A 16,626-nucleotide genomic window follows, 5' to 3' on the forward strand; every position below is an offset into this window, starting at 1 on the left:
CGAACTTCTACAGTTGCGGATAGCTATGCGGCCTTCTTGACCACTCGCGGTCGTCCGGGATAACTACAAGGGCCGCAGTTGCGGCCCTTGTAGTTAGCGTGGTTAGCCGCAATCGGGGGTGATTTGCGCGGCGGTAATGGTGAGCTTGCCGCGTTCGACGCGAACGAGGAGCTTCTGACCGGCGTGGAAGCCGACATCGTGCATCAGCCATCGGCCTGCGATCTTGAGCCAGAGGTGTAACGGCTCGCAGCTCTCGTCATAGATGGCCCTCATGCCGTAACGACCGATGTCGCGCTTGCGCTGCATGGTGATGGAACGTTCCGTGAACCGTGAAGAATCGGAGATAGGAGATAGCATGGAACGTAAGTTGGTGGACTATCCGATGCACGCCCCATTGGTGAGACACATCTACGATGAGTTGATCCAAGATCACTTTGAGGAGTTGGTAAGCCAGGGACTCGCTGGACCAAGCACGGCATCGGAGTACAGAGCTGCGCTGAGAGCCTGCTTGGGTGGGGAGATGATTGGGCCGATCCCGGATGAGGCGCTGATGGATGGGTATGTATTTGAAATTGGCGGACATAAATCGGACGGGCTATCAATCGAGGTACCCATCTTCTCGGAGGGAGGGCGTTCGGACGCTTTCATGATCCTTCGAGTGAAGAAGGACAACACTGCGCAGCCGACGGTGTATTTGTACGACATACTGGTGCCGTGAAGTGGGCTCTTGAGAACGAAATAGACGGGTCTTCACTACAACCGGCACCGGTACTATGACGCTCAGAGTGGTCGGTTCGTGTCGAAAGACCCGATCGGGCTCGTCGGCGGCATCAACGTCTTTCAATACGCGCCTAACCTCGTCAAGTGGATTGATCCGCTTGGTTTGACCAACACGTTTCCATCGAATCCGGACGACATGACAAAGGTTCTGGGTGTTGATCCCAAGATTGGAACGACTCCAGATGGAACGCCTCGCTATACCTGGTTGCCGAATAGCAACACGCGTATCCGCTATGAGAGCCATCCTGAGGGTTTATGTCCTTGCGACAAGGGATTCAATCCACGTCATCATGGAGCGCATTACCATGTCGAAACGAAACCTGATGGCTTGAGTTGGGAGCAAGCGGGGCGGCATGGTCAAATAACTAAGTCGTTACCCGATGGTTACACGCTGGGCAGTGGTACGGGATTTACTCCAGGTGAAAATTTTCCAGGAAGTTGAGAAATGAAAAGCAGTGATATTTGTATCGCTGATGCACAGATAAAGTCGTTTTCTTATCGAGATGGGCGTCTGTCGGTACTTATACAGGCCGAGGATAGGGTATTTGAAATTATTTTCCATGCGGTTCTTGGCATGAAAGTAATTTCTCCAGAAGGACAAGATTTGTCTCATTTGGCAGAGAGCAAGGGGGGAGGTTATCTTGTTGCCACATGTGAAGCGGCTGAGGAGCCAGTCGATGGGTACAGGGAATTTGGCTTTATATCGGCCTGGACCGATGAGTCGTTATTAACGGTAATTGCTAATGACGTTAAGATTTCTAAGGCGACGAATTAGACAAGGAGCCACGCCTGCTTTTCTCGAAGTGCACGAAAGGTAAGTTGGGATTTTGATAATGAAGCAGTGGAATTCGCACGGCTTGCTCAAGCTTCAGCAAGACACATGTAACCGGTGGGCTCTTCCAGATTCTGCACCCGAGGAGATGGTTGCTGTCGCAATCTCGACGCTCGGGAAAATGCCTGTGTATGGGACACGGATTGCATTGCCGGAAGGAGGGAGCATCAGTTGGTTCTTTCACTGCGGTGAATACTCTGATGTGGCTGATTTTTATCAGCCTATGCATGCAGAGCACCTGTCAGAATTGCTTCCTTCCGTATTGAAATATCTGCGACTTCCGCCAGGATCAAAGTTCATCATTGACGATCAAGGTTACGAAGAGGTGTGGATGGTCCAGTGATGAGGGAAAGTTCGAACGAAAGTGTCTGGAGCAGGTGAGCGATACACCAAGGGCCGCTAACACGGCCCTTGGTGTATGTGGTCGTCCGAATTCGGGAGAGATAGAGATCTTGCGGGTGGAATGGCGATGCGTTGGCGTATGAAAGCGATGGCGAGCGCGGGACGCACTATATCTACGAGCCGGGGACGTTCGTGCCGCTGGCGCAGTACGTGGCCGAGCCGGTCGAGGGGGTCGAGACGCCGAGTGGAAGAGCACCGACCGGTATGTGCCGGAGGAGGACACGCTGCAGAAGGTGCCGGAGCGGCGGGCCGGCGGGAAGCTGTTCTAATACCACTGTGAACAGAGCGGCACGCCGCAGCTTCCTCCGGATTACTATGGTGGCGTGGTGTGGGAGGTGTCGTACGAGGCGTGGGGGGAAGCGCGGGAGGTGATTGCGCGGGTCTCGAAGGCGGCGGGGATCGTGGCGCGGAATTCGTTGCGGTTTCAGGGGCAGCAGGTTGATGAGGAATCGGGGCTGCACTACAACCGTTATAGGTACTATGACTCGGCTACCGGGCGCTTCGTATCGAAGGATCCCATCGGGCTGGCGGGCGGGATCAACGTTTATCAATACGGCCGAAATCCGATTGGTTGGACAGACCCCCTAGGGTTGATGCCTTGGAAGTGGAATGAAAACGGCATGGGCCACCACATGGTATGGAGAAAGAAGGCCGAATCGTGTGGATTGAAGCACTTGGCTACTAAGCGTGACACTCCAACGTATTTCCCGAAACCGTATAAAAAGGGTGATCATGAGGAATTGCACCGAGTGCAAGGTGTATTCCTAGGGGGGCGTCAAGGAGATTGGTCGGGCACCCCTGACGAACTGCTCGCTGCCTCTGGTAAAGGACTCGAAGGTATGACAATGAAAGGGGATCTCAGAATTCCATCGACTGGTGAGGTTCTCGCTAAGGATGTCACCCCTTCAGAAGCCTACAAGACGTTAATGGAGTGGCATGCCACTCAGCTTAAGAAAGACTGCTCGTAACATGAGGAAACGGCAATGGTAATTGGCGAAATTGACGTTGAAGCAAACGGTATTGTTTTGTTGGATCAAGAGGTACTTCATGAGACTCTCGGGTGGAGACCGGTGGTGCCCGGTGAGCGTGATCTTATGAGTGAATTCTTCAGCTCCGATCTCGGGGATGAGGTTGTCAAAAAGGGAGCGATAGTCCCGCTACTATCAATTGATGACGGCGGCTACGAGATTATTTGTCGATTGTCCAGTGAGCGAAGTACTGTTGAAGATCTTGTCGTTACAAGAAATGGTTGCTTTCCCTTGTTGGTAGAGAAGGGCGCACGCTTCTATGACCTGGAAAATTTGATGCACTGGCCACCTAGTGAGGTTGGTGTAGATTCGCAGCTGAGATCCGGGTTCTACTCAGTGACAATAAACGGATTTAGATCTGTCGAGTCTGGAAGAATTGTCAGAGCTGGTTATGAATTCGTATGTGAACCCACTGACGAGTTAATTGAATTTTCTGCGGAAATCGATAAATATATGCGTGTTTTTTTCTAAATGGCTGAAACTCTGAATGTCGTATCGACGTCTCCCCCCCCGATTTGAGTAGCGCGGCGATTTAGAGTCCAATCACGTAGTCAGGAGATTGGACATGAAGAAGCGATTCACCGAAGAGCAAATCATCGGCTTCCTGCAGGAAGCAGACCTGATCCCATCCGGCGCCGTGTTTTTCGACGACGTCGAGGATCCCGGAGCCTGTCGACGTGCCGCATTCGCGGCGGAAGGAGGCGGTCTGATCGTGTTGACCATTCACGCTTCCTCGGTGGGAGGCGTAGTCTTGTTTGCGTCGGACAGGCGCATCGATTCCGCACGGCATTGGCGTGCCGTGGCGCCGGACGCGTTCGCACACTGGGTTGACGCTTTTGACTTCGTGTATTTCGGGGAGCCGATATGAGGTCGCTTCGTCAGTGGCACTCGGTCCGTCGCATTGTCCGTGCCACTGGCTTCGTCAAATGAGGGATTCGACCGCGAGCAACTTGACCGGCAACAACGGCTGGCGGATCTCACGGGTACGAAATTGGCATAATCACGGCTCGCTGCACGAGCGCGACAGTAACTACGCGCGAGCGGCCCCTAAGTATTCGGTGACGGAGAAGGAGGCGATTCGCCACCGCGATCCACGCCCCGACGCATTTCCCCCAGCCATAACCGCACTACCCATGTTGACCACTTCCGTGATTGAAGCATCGTTGAAACACATCCTCGAGCGCCCGGGCGACTTCGCCGGATGGCTCTACTTGCCGCCCATGCCGTGGACGCTCGATACCGAAGGCGTGTTCTCCGAAGACACCACGGATGCGGACGACGATGCTGTACCTGCTATCGCGAATCAACCCGGCTGGCGGATCACCTTGGACAGCGCGACGATCGAGGACATCGTGATCAATGCCCACGATCAGGTTGACGAACCGAGCGTTGGGCAATTGCTCGACGCGTTCGTTTTCTATGTCGAAAACGATGCGTTCATCCTGTTCTGACGACATGGTCTGCAACGAGTCGCCATGAAATCCTGGCATGACGTGCTGATTGCAGCCGGCCCGCCCGTACGATTTCTCGAGCAGCATGCATTTTTTGGTGCCGCCTATCGTGGCGACCCGGTGGCACATAACGTTGTCCGGGATGCGGCGATCGCACGTCACTTCGCGACCGATGATTCGTTCAACGACTTCGATCATTCTGAATTCTCGGCGCGGACCGGGCTTCCATTCGAAAACGGTGTCGACGATCTGGACGAATACCTTGCAGGCTTGCTGCTCGACGACAGGGTCGGGCCCAGGCAGTTCATGTGTTACATCAACGCCCCGATAAAAGGCGTGGTCGTCAGTGTCGATTCGCCGGTGAAAACGGCGCATGCGGTAGACGTTGTGAAGAAGCGGTTTGGTTGCCACCGATTTCAGGTGGGTTACGAGTAGCGTATCGAGCCGAGTGCAATGCGCCGAACGTCGCTCGGTCAACGTAATCCGTCCGTTTGAGTAAGCAGCGAAGGGCATCGAATGCGAACAACGAAAGTGATCGAGGAAACCTACATCGGTAACCGTTCGCACGTGACGGAAGCGCAATGCGACAGTGTTGCGCAAGCCATCTCGGCAGTCGACAGGTTGAACGGTCGCGATCGCTCGACTGTCGCATTCGAGACGAGCGATGGAGTGGTAATGACGATTGGCGGCGGTAACGACGGCCGGTATGTCGTCTTTATCGCATCGAGCCTCGATGCCGAGTTGCTGAGCCTGACGACACCCGAGGCACCGATGGAAGAGTCGATCGAACTCGTTGCCGGCGGCCAGCGCGGCAGTTACCCAGCACAGGAATGCGTGGATCGCATGACGGCTGCGAAAGCGGTCGCCTATTTCGTATCGTCCGGTCAGGCCGATCCACACCTATGCTGGCAAGCTGGTTAGTGTGCGACAGGTCAGGAGGAGCATGACGAACATGACAGACGATCTGGCTGGGCTGCGTGCCCGTCAGGAAGCCATTTGTGCGCGATACAACCTGCCGGTTGTCGAACCTGAAGACATGGTTGCCGTCGCCATGTCGACGCTCGGGAAAGCGCCTGTCTATGGCACGCGCATCACGCTGTCCGAAGGTCAGAACGTAAGCTGGTTTTTTCATTGCGGCGAATACTCGGATGCCGACGATTTTTATCAGCCACTGCATGCCACGCATCTGTCTGCATTCCTGCCGCTGGTCTTGCCTTATCTGATGCTGCCGGCCGGCGCACGTTTCATCATCGATGACACCGGCTACGAGGACATCTGGATGGATCCGCTCGACAGCGAGGCGTCGCGGTGAGTGCGCGGCAAACCTTCCGCAAGGCGTTGATACTGCTGGATCGTGGCATGACGGATCGTGGCGAAGCCGCGCTGTGTCTCGCGCTGGCCGAGGCAGAGCAGGAAGGGGATCGCGTGGCGCTCGCACAGTCGCTCGTCGCACTCGGGGATCTGATGTGTGAAACGTCACGTGGCGTATCGGCACGACCTCTCCTGGAGCGGGCGCTTGCAGCAGCAAGCGATACCGATGCCGGCGCGCTGGCGTTCGAGCGTGACAAGGCAGAGCAATTGCTGGCACGTATCGAGTGCGAACGTATCGGATTGCATATTCGTGGGCCGGAAGATTTCAAGAATAGAACCTTCAAGCTGGCCGAATTCATTGCCGTTGTCCGTGCGAAGGCTGAACGGCGGGAGGGTTACGATCCCGCGTGGCTATACGATGTCTACGGTGAGGACGGCGACGCGCAACTGCGTCCACACCAGACGATTTACATCGGCGATACGGTACAGGTCGACGACGAGGAGCGCGAGATCTACCCTGAAAAGGTCGCCGAGCAGGGTTACGTATTCCAGTACTCGTGCGAGCACTTTCAGGACGTCGTCGATCTGGCCTATCGTCAGAAACCGGACGCATCGATCGAGGATGTCGTCCGCTGCCTCAACCATTTCGATCGCTACGACGACTTCCTCGATCTGGGGCCGTATGGCGAGCAGTCGCAAGCGTGACTGAACAAGATGCGACAATAAAAAAGGACCGCTCGGCGGTCCTTTTTCATCGTAAAGCGTTGCCCGGGCAACGCCCACCCCTCAAGGCAACGAAATCGTCAAATTCGCCGACTCCGGCCCGACCTTGATCACTTGCGAATAAGGCGCCAGCGCCTGCAGCGTCTTGTCCTTCAGGTACGTGTTGAGCCCGAGATACCCGAGCAGCGCCACGAGCGCAAAAACCGCCCCAATCGCCCAAACCGGCACCTCACGCTTCAACCGATGCGCGATCTGATCCGGCAGCGGCCAATGCGGCGCGAACGGCGCCCGCTTGCCCTTCATGTGCGCAATCTCGTCCCCCAGCCGCGCGGTGAGGTAAGCCAGCTTCTCCGGCCCTTCCAGCAGATACTTCCCCTGGAACCCGAGCAGCAGGCACATGTGAAACACCTCGAGCGACTGCAGCCGCGCCGCGCCCTGCGCACGACATTCCTCGAGATACTGGAAGAACTTCTCGCCCGCGAGCTGCTCGCCGAACAGCACGAGCTGTAGCGGCCGGCGTTCCCAGTCCGTGCGGATCTTGAACTGCGACGACAGCACCATCTCGTCGATCGCCGCGCAGAACGCGAACTTCGCGCCGTACACGTCTTCAGCCGCGATATTCAGCTTCTTCGCACCGCGCTCGAAATCCGACAGGAATTCCTGGATCCGCGTGCTGAACTCGCCCGCGCTCTCCGGTTCCCGCCCGTTCTTGAGCAGGAACAGCATGAAGAACCCGTCGTACAGCAGGTCGAGCAGCGAACGGGCCTGGAACGAGGCGTCGGTCGACGCGGGCGTATGCAGCGGTGCCGGCGCGTTGTCGCCGAACAGGGAAGGCGCGTAGCTCATGATGTGACCGCGATCAGTTCGAATTTCAGGTCATTGATGCCAGTCGGCGCGTAGATCATCGCGGACTGGGCCTGCAGCATGCGCTCGTACAGCGCACCACGCGAATCGAGCGCGAAGTAGCAGGCGCCCGGGCGCACCGGAATCGCGGGCGGCACCTGCGGCGTGTACGAGAGCCGCACGCCGGGCATGGCCGACAGCACGAGCTTGTCGACGTCGTCGGGGGCACCGACCTTGAAACGGGCCGGCACCGCATCGACGAGCTCGACGCTCGGCATGTCCGCGGACACCGCCAGGTAGAACTCGGTCTTGTCGTCGATCTTGCCGGAATCGAGGCGGCCGAGGTGGAACGACGGGCGCACCTCATCGAGCGTGATCGCGAAGTAGCGCGTCGAGATCACGGTGTCGAGCAGCTCGCGCAGCATCAGGTCGAGACGCGCGAAGCTCGGGCCCGGATCGTCGTGGCGGTACACCGGCAGGTCGGCGAGCGTGTAGCCCTTCGAGAACGTCATCAGCTGGCCCGCGAGGCGCAGCAGTTCCTGGAACAGCCGCTCCGGGTGCAGTGCCGAGTGCTGATGCAGGTGCGCGAGCGTCGCGAACGCGGCGTTTGCGGTGTGCAGCAGCCAGAACGACGCGATGTCGCCCGAGCGGAACTCGATGATGTTCTTCGACGGTTCGCGGTGGAAGCCGTACAGCGCGTTCACCTTCGCCTGCAGTGCGTCGACGAGCTGGCGCAGCCGCTGGTGGAGGATCGGCGACGCGTCGATCGCGAGGCACGGTGGCACGAAGCTGTCGTCGATCTCGAAACCCGACGTCGCGGTGCGGCGCACACGCACGAGCGGCACCGACAGCAGCTGGTCGCGCGGTTCGCTGTGCGCGATCAGCTTGACCTGCGTCTTCAGGAACGTGATGTCGGCTTCGGCCGCGTCGGTGAAGTTGTCGCCGACGCTGGTCTGCTCGCTGACGAAACGCGTCATGAAGCCGGCGGCCGGATCGTCGCTGTAGTTGGTGCCGTTCTCGCGCAGCGGGTGCAGCGCGAGATAGAACACGAATTCGTTGATGCCGTCAGGCAGCGTGTCGAGCGCGATCGGCGGCGGCAGGTCGTCGGCCTGCGGCGCGGCATACAGCGCGCCGTCCGGGAACACGAGCGCAAGCTCGGCCACCCGCAACACGTTGCTGCCGAGCGCATCGCGGTCGATACGCACCGACCGCACGCCCCAGTTGTACGGCTGGATCGCCTGGATCGATTCGAACAGGCGCGCTTCGTGGTACGCGTCCTGTCGCTGAAAGTGTTGAGGCCGGAGGAACAGCCCTTCCCCCCACAGCACCTTGGCCGAATAACTCATGTCAAATCCGGTTAATGTCGCGTTGCGATGTAATCGATTTGTTCGTGCCCGAATTAAATCGCCAATTGTTAACTCTTGTTAATTGACATTCGTGCGTCATTGTTTAACCGCAGGAGACCGAAGAAAGCAAATTCAGCGGTTGCGAAGGCGCACCCTGTTGCGGTGCGATGACAGTGCCGTCGGTGACCGTCATCGCGCAATTATGCAGGCCGATGATTATGCCGGATTTCTCCGACTTCACCGGATCGAACGTCAGTTTCCATCGTTGTAGTGCGGGATCGCGGAACAGCGCGACGATGCCGAAAGCCTGCGCTTCGCGCGAAACCTTCTCGGTCGCCGTATAGCGCTGGCCCGGAATCAGCGTGATTTCACGCACGTTCAGCAGGTCGGCACCCAGCGCGGCCTTTTCCTTGGTCGGATCCGTAAAGGCATCGAACGGCGCCTGCTGGAACGATGTCGGGTCCTTCAGCGTATAGAGCCGCACGACGAGCGCGAGCGGCTTGTTGTCGGTCGCGGCGTTCAGGTTCGGCGCCGCGGCGAGCGTGATGCCGAGGTTGCGCGGCGGCTTCTGCGCGTCGGGCACCTCGGGCTTGCCGATCCCGGCCGCGGACATCACGGCGCTCGCGGCCGAGCCGAGCAGCGGGGCGGCCGCGCATCCGGCCAGAAGGGCGCAGGCAACCAGTGGCAGCGCGTAGCGAATCATCAACGATCTCATCGGTTTTCCGGCGGGCTGCCTTTTATCCCTGTCAAATCTGCCGGGTATTTCCGCGTTCGCTGCGTATCCCCGACATTGCACCGTTCAACTATTAAGCACGCCCGCATCATGGCAGGCGTCCGGAAATTTTTTCCGCCATCCGGGCGGCACGTCGCGAAACCAGTAAAACTTGCCCATTCCGGCCGAAAGAAAAATCGCTGCGAGCCCGCTGCGAGAGGCCATTGGAGGGGGTAGCGCCCGGTTTTAAAAGGAATTACTCTTCACACGACGATTGAATTATGAAAAATTGATCGGTACTATACCCGCGCGCTTCTTGCAAAGCAAAAGAACCAGATTCTCAACGATTTAAAACTCACGCGCCGGTGGATATAACGATGAAAGACCGTCTCTTCGCAAAACTGTCTGGGGTAGTAGTGGCTTGCGGCGTGATCGCCGGTTGTGCGAGCCAGCCTCCCGCACCGCCGACTGCCGAGGTGTTCAACAAGTCGCTGGCGGATGCGGACGCAGTTGCGAAGGCGGGGGACCAGGACAAGGCGCTCGGCCTGTATCAGCAGCTCGCGAAGTCGGATCCGACGCGCGAAGAGCCGTGGTCGCGCATCGCGCAAATCCAGTTCGCCCAGAACCACTACGGCCAGGCAATCGTTGCCGCGCAGGAAGCCCTGCAGCGCGACGCGACCGACCGTCAGGCGAAGAGCGTGCTGGCCGTGGCCGGCCTGCGGATCGCGACGCAGTCGCTCGGCGAACTGCGCCAGGATTCGTCGCTCGCGGGTGACGCGAAGTCGGATGCGCAGGCGCTCGCGAAGCAGCTGCGCGATACGCTGGGCGAATCGGCGCTGTTCCCGCCGGAGACGACGACCCGCGCCACGGGCCGAGGCAAGAAGGGTCGTACGGTCGTCCATACGAAGAAGGCCCAGACGCAGACCGCCGAATCGAACGTCGCGCCGCCGCCGACCAACACGTCGTCGGGCGGCGGGGCGAAGGGCGGTGACCCGTTCGGCGCACTGCGCAACTGACCGCAACACTGACGCGATAACCACAACTAACCTGGGAGCCGTCGAGATGGCCAAGAAAGAAAGCATTCAGAAAAGCTTGCAGAAAATACGGCCGCCGCGCGTCCAACTGACCTACGAGGTCGAGAAGGGCGATGCGATCGAGGTGAAGGAACTGCCGTTCGTCGTCGGGGTCGTCGGCGATCTGGCGGGCCAGTCCGAAATCGAGCAGCCGAAGCTGCGCGACCGTAAATTCGTCAACATCGATCGCGACAATTTCGACGATGTGATGAAGGCGATCGAGCCGCGTGCCGCGTTCCAGGTGGAAAACCGCCTGAGCCCGGAAGGCGGCAAGTTCGCGGTCGACCTGAAGTTCCGTTCGCTGTCGGATTTCAGCCCGGACGAAGTCGTCGAACAGGTCGAGCCGCTGCGCCGCCTGCTCGAGGCGCGCTCGAAGCTCGCCGACCTGCGCAACAAGCTTGCCGGCAACGACAAGCTCGAGGATCTGCTGTCCGAAGTGCTGAAGAACACGCAGCAGCTGCAGGAGCTCGCGAAGGGCACGGGCGGCGACAAAGACGGCGAATGACGACGGAGTGTTGAGATGAACCAGCAAACGGCTGCGGCCCAAGCGAGCGGCGCGGACTACGCCGCCGGGACTTCGCTGCTCGACGACATCGTCGAGAAGAGCAAGGTCGCGAAATCCGATTCCGAGCATGCGCGTGCGAAGGACCTGATCGGCGAACTCGTGCACCAGGTGCTCGACGGCACGGTGATCGTGTCGGACAACCTGTCGGCCACGATCGACGCGCGCGTCGCGGAACTGGACCGCCTGATTTCCACGCAGCTTTCCGCAGTGATGCACGCGCCGGAGTTCCAGCGCCTCGAAAGCACGTGGCGCGGGATGGACTACCTGGTCAAGGAAAGCAACACGGGCCAGACGATCAAGATCAAGGCGCTGCACGCACCGAAGCGCGACCTCGTGCGCGACTTCAAGGGCGCGAGCGAGTTCGACCAGAGCGCGCTGTTCAAGAAGGTCTACGAAGAAGAATTCGGCACGTTCGGCGGTTCGCCGTTCGGTGCGCTGATCGGCGATTACGAGATCTCGCGCCAGCCGGAAGACATGTACTTCATCGAGCAGATGTCGCACGTCGCCGCGGCCGCGCATGCGCCGTTCATCGCGTCGGCATCGCCCGAGCTGCTCGGCCTCGAGTCGTTCTCCGACCTCGGCAAGCCGCGCGACCTCGGCAAGGTGTTCGATACGGTCGAATATGCGAAGTGGAAGTCGTTCCGCGACGCCGAAGATTCGCGCTACGTCGGCCTGACGCTGCCGCGCTTCCTCGGCCGCCTGCCGTTCAATCCGAAGGACGGCCAGACCGCGGAGAACTTCAACTTCGTCGAGGACGTCGACGGCACCGACCACGACAAGTACCTGTGGTGCAACGCCGCGTGGGCGTTCGCTGCGCGCCTGACGGCCGCATTCGACGACTTCGGCTGGTGCGCGGCGATCCGCGGCGTCGAAGGCGGCGGCCTCGTCGAGGACCTGCCGACCCACACGTTCAAGACTGACGACGGTGAAGTCGCGCTGAAGTGCCCGACCGAAATCGCGATCACCGATCGCCGCGAGAAGGAGCTGAGCGACCTCGGCTTCATCCCGCTCGTCCATTGCAAGAACTCAGATTACGCCGCGTTCTTCGCTGCGCAGTCGGTGCAGAAACCCAAGAAATACAGCACCGACAGCGCGAATGCGAACGCCGTCCTGTCCGCCCAGCTTCAGTACATCTTCTCGGTATCGCGCGTTGCGCACTACCTGAAGGCGATGATGCGGGACAAGATCGGCAGCTTCGCATCGGCGCAGAACGTGGAGACTTTCCTCAACCGGTGGATTTCGCAGTACGTCCTGCTCGACGATAACGCCTCGCAGGAACAGAAAGCGCAATTTCCGCTGCGCGAGGCATCCATACAAGTGTCAGAGATTCCGGGCAAGCCGGGCTCGTATCGTTCGGTCGCGTTCCTGCGCCCGCACTTTCAGCTCGACGAACTCTCGATTTCTCTGCGACTTGTCGCTGATCTGCCCAAACCGGCAAATTCATAAGCGAGTAAATCGCCCGGGCGGGCCGCCTGGGTAGGACGTTAAAACCACCTCTTTGGGGAGTCGAAGGGCCATGTTACATATGCACTTGCAGTTTGGTAGTCCCGCGGTGAAGGGCGAATCCGCGGACAAGGACCACCAGGGCTGGATCGAGCTGAAATCGTGGGATCACTCGATCGTTCAACCGCGTTCGGCAACCGCATCGACCGCAGGCGGTCACACGATGACGCGTTGCGAACACGGCGACATGATTTTCACGAAGGAAATCGATTCGTCGAGCCCGCTGCTGTACCAACACGCTTCGGGCGGCACCACGTTCGACGAGGTGACGGTCCATTTCTCGCGCGCTGACGGTGAAGGCAAGCGCGTGCAGTATCTGGAAGTCAAGCTCAAGTACGTGATCATCTCGAGCATCGCCCCGAGCGTTCGCGAAGAAGGTCTGCCGCTCGAGACATTCTCGCTGAAGTACGCAGCTGTGCAGTGGAAGCAAACCCAGCAGAAGATCGGCGGCAACCAGGGCGGCAACACGCAAGGCGCCTGGAGTCTGACGAAGAACGACAAGACCTACGCGGTCTAAAGTCGGTTGCGGCAACGGGGCGCGTGGCGTCCCCGTTGCCGTTTTCGCTGTGAATCCCGGCCGATGAAACGATTCGAACCCAGTTTTCTCGACAAGCTGTTCGACGACGAACCGCACCTGCCGGCCTCGGCAGCGATGCGGCAATTGTCGCTGGACGAGCTCAAGAACACGGTCGCCCGCGACGTCGAGGCGATTCTCAACACCCGTATCGCCCACACCGAGAACGAACTGGCCACGCTGCCGGAGTGCCAGAAGTCGGTGCTGACCTACGGGCTGAACGATTTTGCGGGGCTGAGCCTGGCGAGTCACTATGACCGCGCGTTCATCTGCAAGTCGATCCAGCAGGCCATCGCACGGCACGAGCCGCGCCTGCAGCAGGTGCAGGTGACGTTCGAGCTGAACGAGCAGGCCACCAACGCGCTTTACTTCGCGATTCAGGCGCTGCTCGTCGTGCACCCGGCCGAAGAGCCGGTGAGTTTCGACGCGATGCTGCAGCCTTCGACGCTGCAGTATTCGGTCACGCGCGCACGCGCCGCAAGAATGCAGTAAATCATGCCGCCGAGCGGGCCGGACCGCCCGGTGGTGGATCAGGGTCCGGCAGGAAATATTGAGGTTCGGGGTCGTCGATGGAAGAATTGCTGCCGTATTACGAGCGCGAATTATCGTTTTTGCGGCGCTATTCGCGAGATTTCGCCGAACGCTATCCGAAGATCGCGGCGCGGCTCGCGTTGTCCGGCGAGCATTGCGAGGATCCGCACGTCGAGCGGATGATCGAGTCGTTTGCGCTGCTCGGCGCGCGCATCAACAAGAAGCTCGACGACGATTACCCGGAATTCACCGAAGCGCTGCTGGAAGTGCTGTATCCGCACTACCTGCGGCCGTTCCCGTCGTGCTCGATCGCGCAGTTCACGCCGGCGTCGCCCGGCCAGCAGACCGAGCCGGTCGTGATCAATCGCGGCACCGAGCTGAAGAGCCGCCCGATCCGCGGCGTGCAGTGCCGGTTCCGCACCGCCTATGACGTGACGCTCGCGCCGATCCGCATCTCGGAGGCGCGCTATACGCCGGTTGCGCTCGCGCCGAGCGCGACGGTGCTGCCGTCCAATGCGACGGGCGTGATCTCGATCACGTTCGAATCGCTCGCCGCGCAGCTCGATCTCGGCGCGCTGAAGCTGCCGACGCTGCGCGCGCACCTGCACGGCGAGCAGTCGTTCGTCGCCGCGCTGACCGACTGCCTGTTCGTCAACGTGCTCGGCGCGTACGTCGAGCCCGAACGTAACGGCCGCTGGACCGCGCTGCGCAAGCTGCCGATCGCGCACGCCGGCTTCGACGAGGAAGACGCGCTGATCGACTACCCGGCGAAATCGCATCCCGCGTATCGCCTGCTCACCGAATACTTCGCGTTCCCCGACAAGTTCGATTTCGTCGACTTCGACATCGCGGCGATCGCGCGCGCGACGGGCCGCTGCCAGCGCGCGACGCTGCATCTCGTGCTGCAGGACGTGCGCAGCGATTCGCACGTCGCGCGGCTGCTCGAACTGCTGACGGCGAGCCACTTCCGGCTGTTCTGCACGCCGATCGTCAACCTGTTCCGCCAGCACGGCGAGCCGATCCGCATCACGCACCGCGCGGTGTCCTACCCGGTGATCGCGGAGGCGCGGCGCGCGTTCGCGTACGAGGTGTATTCGATCGATTCGGTGAAGCTCGTCAGGCAGCAGGCGCACGAGGAATCGGTGATCGAGTTCCGGCCGTTCTATTCGCTGCATCACGGCGAATCGGCGCGGATCGGCCATTACTGGTTCGCGCGCCGCAACGACTGGGTCGCGCAGAAGAGCCCCGGTTATGAAACCGAGATCTCGATCGTCGACATCGATTTCGAGCCGACGTCGCCGCAGACCGACACGCTGAGCCTCGACCTCACCTGCACGAACCGCGACCTGCCGGCGATGCTCGCATTCGGGCTCGAAGGCGGCGACCTGTTCCAGGAAGGCGGCGCGCAGACGAGCGGCATTTCGCTGCTGCGCCGCCCGACGCAGAGCGTGCGCTTCGAGCGCGGCCGCGCCGCGCACTGGCGGCTCGTGTCGCACCTCGCGCTCAATCACGTGTCGCTGGTCGCGCACGGCCTCGCGCCGCTGAAGGAAATGCTGACGCTGTATGACCTGCGGCGCACGGCGGTGTCGATGCGCCAGATCGACGGCCTCGCCGGCGTCGAGCAGCGCGGCGCCGTGCAGTGGCTGCCCGGCAAGCCGTTCGCGACCTTCGTGCGCGGCATCGAGATCCGCCTGACGATCGACGAGGAACACTTCGTCGGCGCGAGCCTCGCGTCGTTCATACGCGTGCTCGACAGCTTCTTCGGGCTGTACGTCCACCTCAACAGTTTCGTTCAACTAGTCGTCGTGTCGAAGCGCACCGGCGAGGAGATCATCCGATGCAAGCCCCGCACCGGCGAATCGATCCTGGCGTAGTCGACGCGCTGCTCGACGAACCGCACCGCTTCGAGTTCTTCCAGGCCGTGCGCGTGCTCGAAGGGCTGTTCGCGCGGCAGGCGTCAGACGCGCCCGGCGCGTGGCGGCAGGGCGACGTGGTCGCGCAGCGGATCGAATTCCGCAACACGCTGTCGCTCGGCTTTCCGCCGAGCGAGATCGAAGGCGCGCGCTCGTTCGACGACGACGGCACCCAGCTCAAGACGGGCGAGGCGCGCGGCGCCGCGCTCGCGGCCGGCGAGCTCGGCCACGTCGAGCTGACGCCCGCGTTCTTCGGGCTGCTGGGCGGGCAGGGCGCGCTGCCGCTGCATTACACCGAGCAGATCGTCGCGCGCGAGCACCTGAAGCGCGACCATGCGGCGCGCGCATTCTTCGATGTGTTCTCGAACCGCGCGACCGCGCTGTTCTATGCCGCGTGGAAGAAGTACCGGCTGCCGTTCCATTACGAGCTCGATCGCGACGAGCGCTATCTGCCGCTGCTGCTCGCGATCGCGGGCGTGCCGAGCGACGAGGTGCGCGACAGTCTCGCGGCCGGCGTGGGCGGCGTGCTCGACGAGGCCGTCGCCGGCTATGCGCTCGCCGCGCGGCACCGGCCGATGTCGGCCGCGTACCTGCAGCGCACGCTGTCCGACTATTTCCGCGTGCCGGTGAAGATCGACCAGTTCGTCGGCAAGTGGTACGACGTGCCGCCCGACCAGCTGAGCGTGCTCGGCGAAGTCAACGCGGTGCTCGGCGCGACGGCGCTCGTCGGCGAACGCGTGTGGCAGCGCGACATGCGCGCGCGGATCGTCGTCGGCCCGCTGTCCAAGCGCGACTACGAGGCGTTCCTGCCCGGCGGCGCGCACGCTATCGCGCTGGAGCGGATGCTGACGCTGCTCGCCGGCGTCACGCTCGAATACGAGGTGAAGCTCGTGCTCAAGCGCACCGAGGTTGGCGCCAGCGTGCTCGGCGCGGGCTCGCGGCTCGGCTGGGACGCGTTCCTCTGCACACGCGACGCGATCGAGGATCGCTCCGACGCCCGCTACGAGCTGCACGTGATTCACTGATTCCGAACGACAAC

The 16,626-nt window shown here is 60.8% G+C and carries 21 protein-coding genes and 2 pseudogenes; 19 read left to right on the plus strand and 4 right to left on the minus strand.

The genetic code is table 11. From position 1 onward, the window contains the following. Positions 1 to 102: 102 nt before the first annotated feature. Positions 103 to 306 carry a SymE family type I addiction module toxin gene (locus tag G3O00_RS19465; RefSeq protein ID WP_241025228.1) on the minus strand — a complete coding sequence of 68 codons (204 nt, stop codon included), beginning with the start codon at positions 304 to 306 and terminating at the stop codon, positions 103 to 105. A gap of 49 nt (positions 307 to 355) precedes the next feature. Between G3O00_RS19465 and G3O00_RS19470 the strand changes: the two genes are divergently transcribed. The 12 genes and pseudogenes from G3O00_RS19470 (at position 356) to G3O00_RS43405 (ending at position 6,509) form a co-directional block, all read left to right on the plus strand. Next, positions 356 to 718, plus strand: a complete 363-nt coding sequence (locus G3O00_RS19470; protein WP_174984431.1) for a hypothetical protein — start codon at positions 356 to 358, stop codon at positions 716 to 718. 24 nt (positions 719 to 742) lie between these two features. Next, positions 743 to 1,222, plus strand: a pseudogene (locus tag G3O00_RS19475) (RHS repeat-associated core domain-containing protein); the annotation flags it as partial. A gap of 3 nt (positions 1,223 to 1,225) precedes the next feature. After that, positions 1,226 to 1,555 carry a hypothetical protein gene (locus G3O00_RS19480; RefSeq protein ID WP_206144006.1) on the plus strand — a complete coding sequence of 110 codons (330 nt, stop codon included), beginning with the start codon at positions 1,226 to 1,228 and terminating at the stop codon, positions 1,553 to 1,555. 58 nt (positions 1,556 to 1,613) lie between these two features. Beyond that, positions 1,614 to 1,955 (plus strand): hypothetical protein, encoded by a 342-nt coding sequence (locus G3O00_RS19485; RefSeq protein WP_241025229.1) that lies wholly within the window; start codon positions 1,614 to 1,616, stop codon positions 1,953 to 1,955. Positions 1,956 to 2,068: 113 nt separating this feature from the next. Then, positions 2,069 to 2,607 (plus strand): annotated as a pseudogene (locus G3O00_RS43945) (RHS repeat-associated core domain-containing protein); the annotation flags it as partial. Positions 2,608 to 2,997: 390 nt separating this feature from the next. After that, entirely contained in the window at positions 2,998 to 3,513 is a 516-nt protein-coding gene (locus G3O00_RS19495) for a hypothetical protein (protein ID WP_206144007.1), read from the plus strand. Positions 3,514 to 3,607: 94 nt separating this feature from the next. After that, positions 3,608 to 3,910, plus strand: a complete 303-nt coding sequence (locus tag G3O00_RS19500; protein ID WP_206144008.1) for a hypothetical protein — start codon at positions 3,608 to 3,610, stop codon at positions 3,908 to 3,910. Positions 3,911 to 4,175: 265 nt separating this feature from the next. Next, complete coding sequence (locus G3O00_RS19505) at positions 4,176 to 4,493, plus strand: hypothetical protein (protein ID WP_206144019.1); 318 nt, start codon at positions 4,176 to 4,178, stop codon at positions 4,491 to 4,493. 24 nt (positions 4,494 to 4,517) lie between these two features. Then, a complete protein-coding gene (locus G3O00_RS19510; RefSeq protein WP_206144009.1) occupies positions 4,518 to 4,928 on the plus strand; it encodes a hypothetical protein in 411 nt (136 codons plus the stop codon). A gap of 96 nt (positions 4,929 to 5,024) precedes the next feature. Then, positions 5,025 to 5,414 (plus strand): Imm1 family immunity protein, encoded by a 390-nt coding sequence (locus G3O00_RS19515; protein ID WP_206144010.1) that lies wholly within the window; start codon positions 5,025 to 5,027, stop codon positions 5,412 to 5,414. 31 nt (positions 5,415 to 5,445) lie between these two features. Continuing rightward, on the plus strand, positions 5,446 to 5,805 hold the full coding sequence (locus G3O00_RS19520; RefSeq protein ID WP_206144011.1) for a hypothetical protein: 360 nt from the start codon (positions 5,446 to 5,448) through the stop codon (positions 5,803 to 5,805). Continuing rightward, positions 5,802 to 6,509 (plus strand): hypothetical protein, encoded by a 708-nt coding sequence (locus G3O00_RS43405; RefSeq protein WP_241025231.1) that lies wholly within the window; start codon positions 5,802 to 5,804, stop codon positions 6,507 to 6,509. Before G3O00_RS19520 ends, G3O00_RS43405 begins: the two co-directional genes overlap by 4 nt. Positions 6,510 to 6,590: 81 nt before the next feature. On the opposite strand, the gene icmH is transcribed toward G3O00_RS43405, so the two are convergent. The 3 genes from icmH to tssJ form a co-directional block, all read right to left on the minus strand. Next, the gene (gene icmH, locus G3O00_RS19530) at positions 6,591 to 7,373 is read right to left on the minus strand and encodes a type IVB secretion system protein IcmH/DotU (protein ID WP_011350755.1); all 783 of its coding nucleotides are present in this window, start codon (positions 7,371 to 7,373) and stop codon (positions 6,591 to 6,593) included. After that, the gene (gene tssK, locus G3O00_RS19535) at positions 7,370 to 8,716 is read right to left on the minus strand and encodes a type VI secretion system baseplate subunit TssK (RefSeq protein WP_011350756.1); all 1,347 of its coding nucleotides are present in this window, start codon (positions 8,714 to 8,716) and stop codon (positions 7,370 to 7,372) included. Before tssK ends, icmH begins: the two co-directional genes overlap by 4 nt. Before the next feature lie 103 nt (positions 8,717 to 8,819). Further along, complete coding sequence (gene tssJ / locus G3O00_RS19540) at positions 8,820 to 9,431, minus strand: type VI secretion system lipoprotein TssJ (protein ID WP_011350757.1); 612 nt, start codon at positions 9,429 to 9,431, stop codon at positions 8,820 to 8,822. 374 nt (positions 9,432 to 9,805) lie between these two features. Between tssJ and G3O00_RS19545 the strand changes: the two genes are divergently transcribed. The 7 genes from G3O00_RS19545 to tssG all read left to right on the plus strand — a co-directional run bounded on the left by G3O00_RS19545 (position 9,806) and on the right by tssG (position 16,612). Then, positions 9,806 to 10,444, plus strand: coding sequence for a tetratricopeptide repeat protein (locus tag G3O00_RS19545; RefSeq protein ID WP_011350758.1), 639 nt, complete (start codon positions 9,806 to 9,808; stop codon positions 10,442 to 10,444). 46 nt (positions 10,445 to 10,490) lie between these two features. Continuing rightward, positions 10,491 to 11,006 carry a type VI secretion system contractile sheath small subunit gene (tssB, locus tag G3O00_RS19550; protein WP_006484395.1) on the plus strand — a complete coding sequence of 172 codons (516 nt, stop codon included), beginning with the start codon at positions 10,491 to 10,493 and terminating at the stop codon, positions 11,004 to 11,006. Between the two features lie 15 nt (positions 11,007 to 11,021). Further along, entirely contained in the window at positions 11,022 to 12,512 is a 1,491-nt protein-coding gene (gene tssC / locus G3O00_RS19555) for a type VI secretion system contractile sheath large subunit (RefSeq protein ID WP_011350759.1), read from the plus strand. A 70-nt stretch (positions 12,513 to 12,582) separates the two neighbouring features. Then, the gene (locus tag G3O00_RS19560; protein WP_006477093.1) at positions 12,583 to 13,086 is read left to right on the plus strand and encodes a type VI secretion system tube protein Hcp; all 504 of its coding nucleotides are present in this window, start codon (positions 12,583 to 12,585) and stop codon (positions 13,084 to 13,086) included. 63 nt (positions 13,087 to 13,149) lie between these two features. Continuing rightward, the gene (gene tssE, locus G3O00_RS19565) at positions 13,150 to 13,635 is read left to right on the plus strand and encodes a type VI secretion system baseplate subunit TssE (protein WP_021161818.1); all 486 of its coding nucleotides are present in this window, start codon (positions 13,150 to 13,152) and stop codon (positions 13,633 to 13,635) included. Between the two features lie 77 nt (positions 13,636 to 13,712). Further along, on the plus strand, positions 13,713 to 15,548 hold the full coding sequence (tssF, locus tag G3O00_RS19570; protein WP_206144012.1) for a type VI secretion system baseplate subunit TssF: 1,836 nt from the start codon (positions 13,713 to 13,715) through the stop codon (positions 15,546 to 15,548). Beyond that, on the plus strand, positions 15,512 to 16,612 hold the full coding sequence (gene tssG / locus G3O00_RS19575; protein WP_011350761.1) for a type VI secretion system baseplate subunit TssG: 1,101 nt from the start codon (positions 15,512 to 15,514) through the stop codon (positions 16,610 to 16,612). Before tssF ends, tssG begins: the two co-directional genes overlap by 37 nt. Positions 16,613 to 16,626 lie beyond the last annotated feature (14 nt).

The sequence above is a fragment of the Burkholderia sp. Ac-20384 genome, assembly GCF_017104605.1.
In the GTDB taxonomy this organism is placed as follows: domain Bacteria; phylum Pseudomonadota; class Gammaproteobacteria; order Burkholderiales; family Burkholderiaceae; genus Burkholderia; species Burkholderia lata.

Excerpts from the sequence above, each read along its gene's own strand:
- G3O00_RS19480 (WP_206144006.1), top strand. The coding sequence starts at position 1,226 with ATGAAAAGCAGTGATATTTGTATCGCTGATGCACAGATAAAGTCGTTT.
- G3O00_RS19520 (WP_206144011.1), top strand. The coding sequence starts at position 5,446 with ATGACAGACGATCTGGCTGGGCTGCGTGCCCGTCAGGAAGCCATTTGT.
- tssF (WP_206144012.1), top strand. The coding sequence starts at position 13,713 with ATGGAAGAATTGCTGCCGTATTACGAGCGCGAATTATCGTTTTTGCGG.
- G3O00_RS19465 (WP_241025228.1), bottom strand. The coding sequence starts at position 306 with ATGCAGCGCAAGCGCGACATCGGTCGTTACGGCATGAGGGCCATCTAT.
- G3O00_RS19510 (WP_206144009.1), top strand. The coding sequence starts at position 4,518 with ATGAAATCCTGGCATGACGTGCTGATTGCAGCCGGCCCGCCCGTACGA.
- tssB (WP_006484395.1), top strand. The coding sequence starts at position 10,491 with ATGGCCAAGAAAGAAAGCATTCAGAAAAGCTTGCAGAAAATACGGCCG.
- G3O00_RS19545 (WP_011350758.1), top strand. The coding sequence starts at position 9,806 with ATGAAAGACCGTCTCTTCGCAAAACTGTCTGGGGTAGTAGTGGCTTGC.
- G3O00_RS19505 (WP_206144019.1), top strand. The coding sequence starts at position 4,176 with ATGTTGACCACTTCCGTGATTGAAGCATCGTTGAAACACATCCTCGAG.
- tssK (WP_011350756.1), bottom strand. The coding sequence starts at position 8,716 with ATGAGTTATTCGGCCAAGGTGCTGTGGGGGGAAGGGCTGTTCCTCCGG.
- G3O00_RS19500 (WP_206144008.1), top strand. The coding sequence starts at position 3,608 with ATGAAGAAGCGATTCACCGAAGAGCAAATCATCGGCTTCCTGCAGGAA.
- G3O00_RS19485 (WP_241025229.1), top strand. The coding sequence starts at position 1,614 with ATGAAGCAGTGGAATTCGCACGGCTTGCTCAAGCTTCAGCAAGACACA.
- tssE (WP_021161818.1), top strand. The coding sequence starts at position 13,150 with ATGAAACGATTCGAACCCAGTTTTCTCGACAAGCTGTTCGACGACGAA.
- tssG (WP_011350761.1), top strand. The coding sequence starts at position 15,512 with ATGCAAGCCCCGCACCGGCGAATCGATCCTGGCGTAGTCGACGCGCTG.
- tssC (WP_011350759.1), top strand. The coding sequence starts at position 11,022 with ATGAACCAGCAAACGGCTGCGGCCCAAGCGAGCGGCGCGGACTACGCC.
- G3O00_RS19470 (WP_174984431.1), top strand. The coding sequence starts at position 356 with ATGGAACGTAAGTTGGTGGACTATCCGATGCACGCCCCATTGGTGAGA.
- G3O00_RS19495 (WP_206144007.1), top strand. The coding sequence starts at position 2,998 with ATGGTAATTGGCGAAATTGACGTTGAAGCAAACGGTATTGTTTTGTTG.
- G3O00_RS19560 (WP_006477093.1), top strand. The coding sequence starts at position 12,583 with ATGTTACATATGCACTTGCAGTTTGGTAGTCCCGCGGTGAAGGGCGAA.
- tssJ (WP_011350757.1), bottom strand. The coding sequence starts at position 9,431 with ATGAGATCGTTGATGATTCGCTACGCGCTGCCACTGGTTGCCTGCGCC.
- icmH (WP_011350755.1), bottom strand. The coding sequence starts at position 7,373 with ATGAGCTACGCGCCTTCCCTGTTCGGCGACAACGCGCCGGCACCGCTG.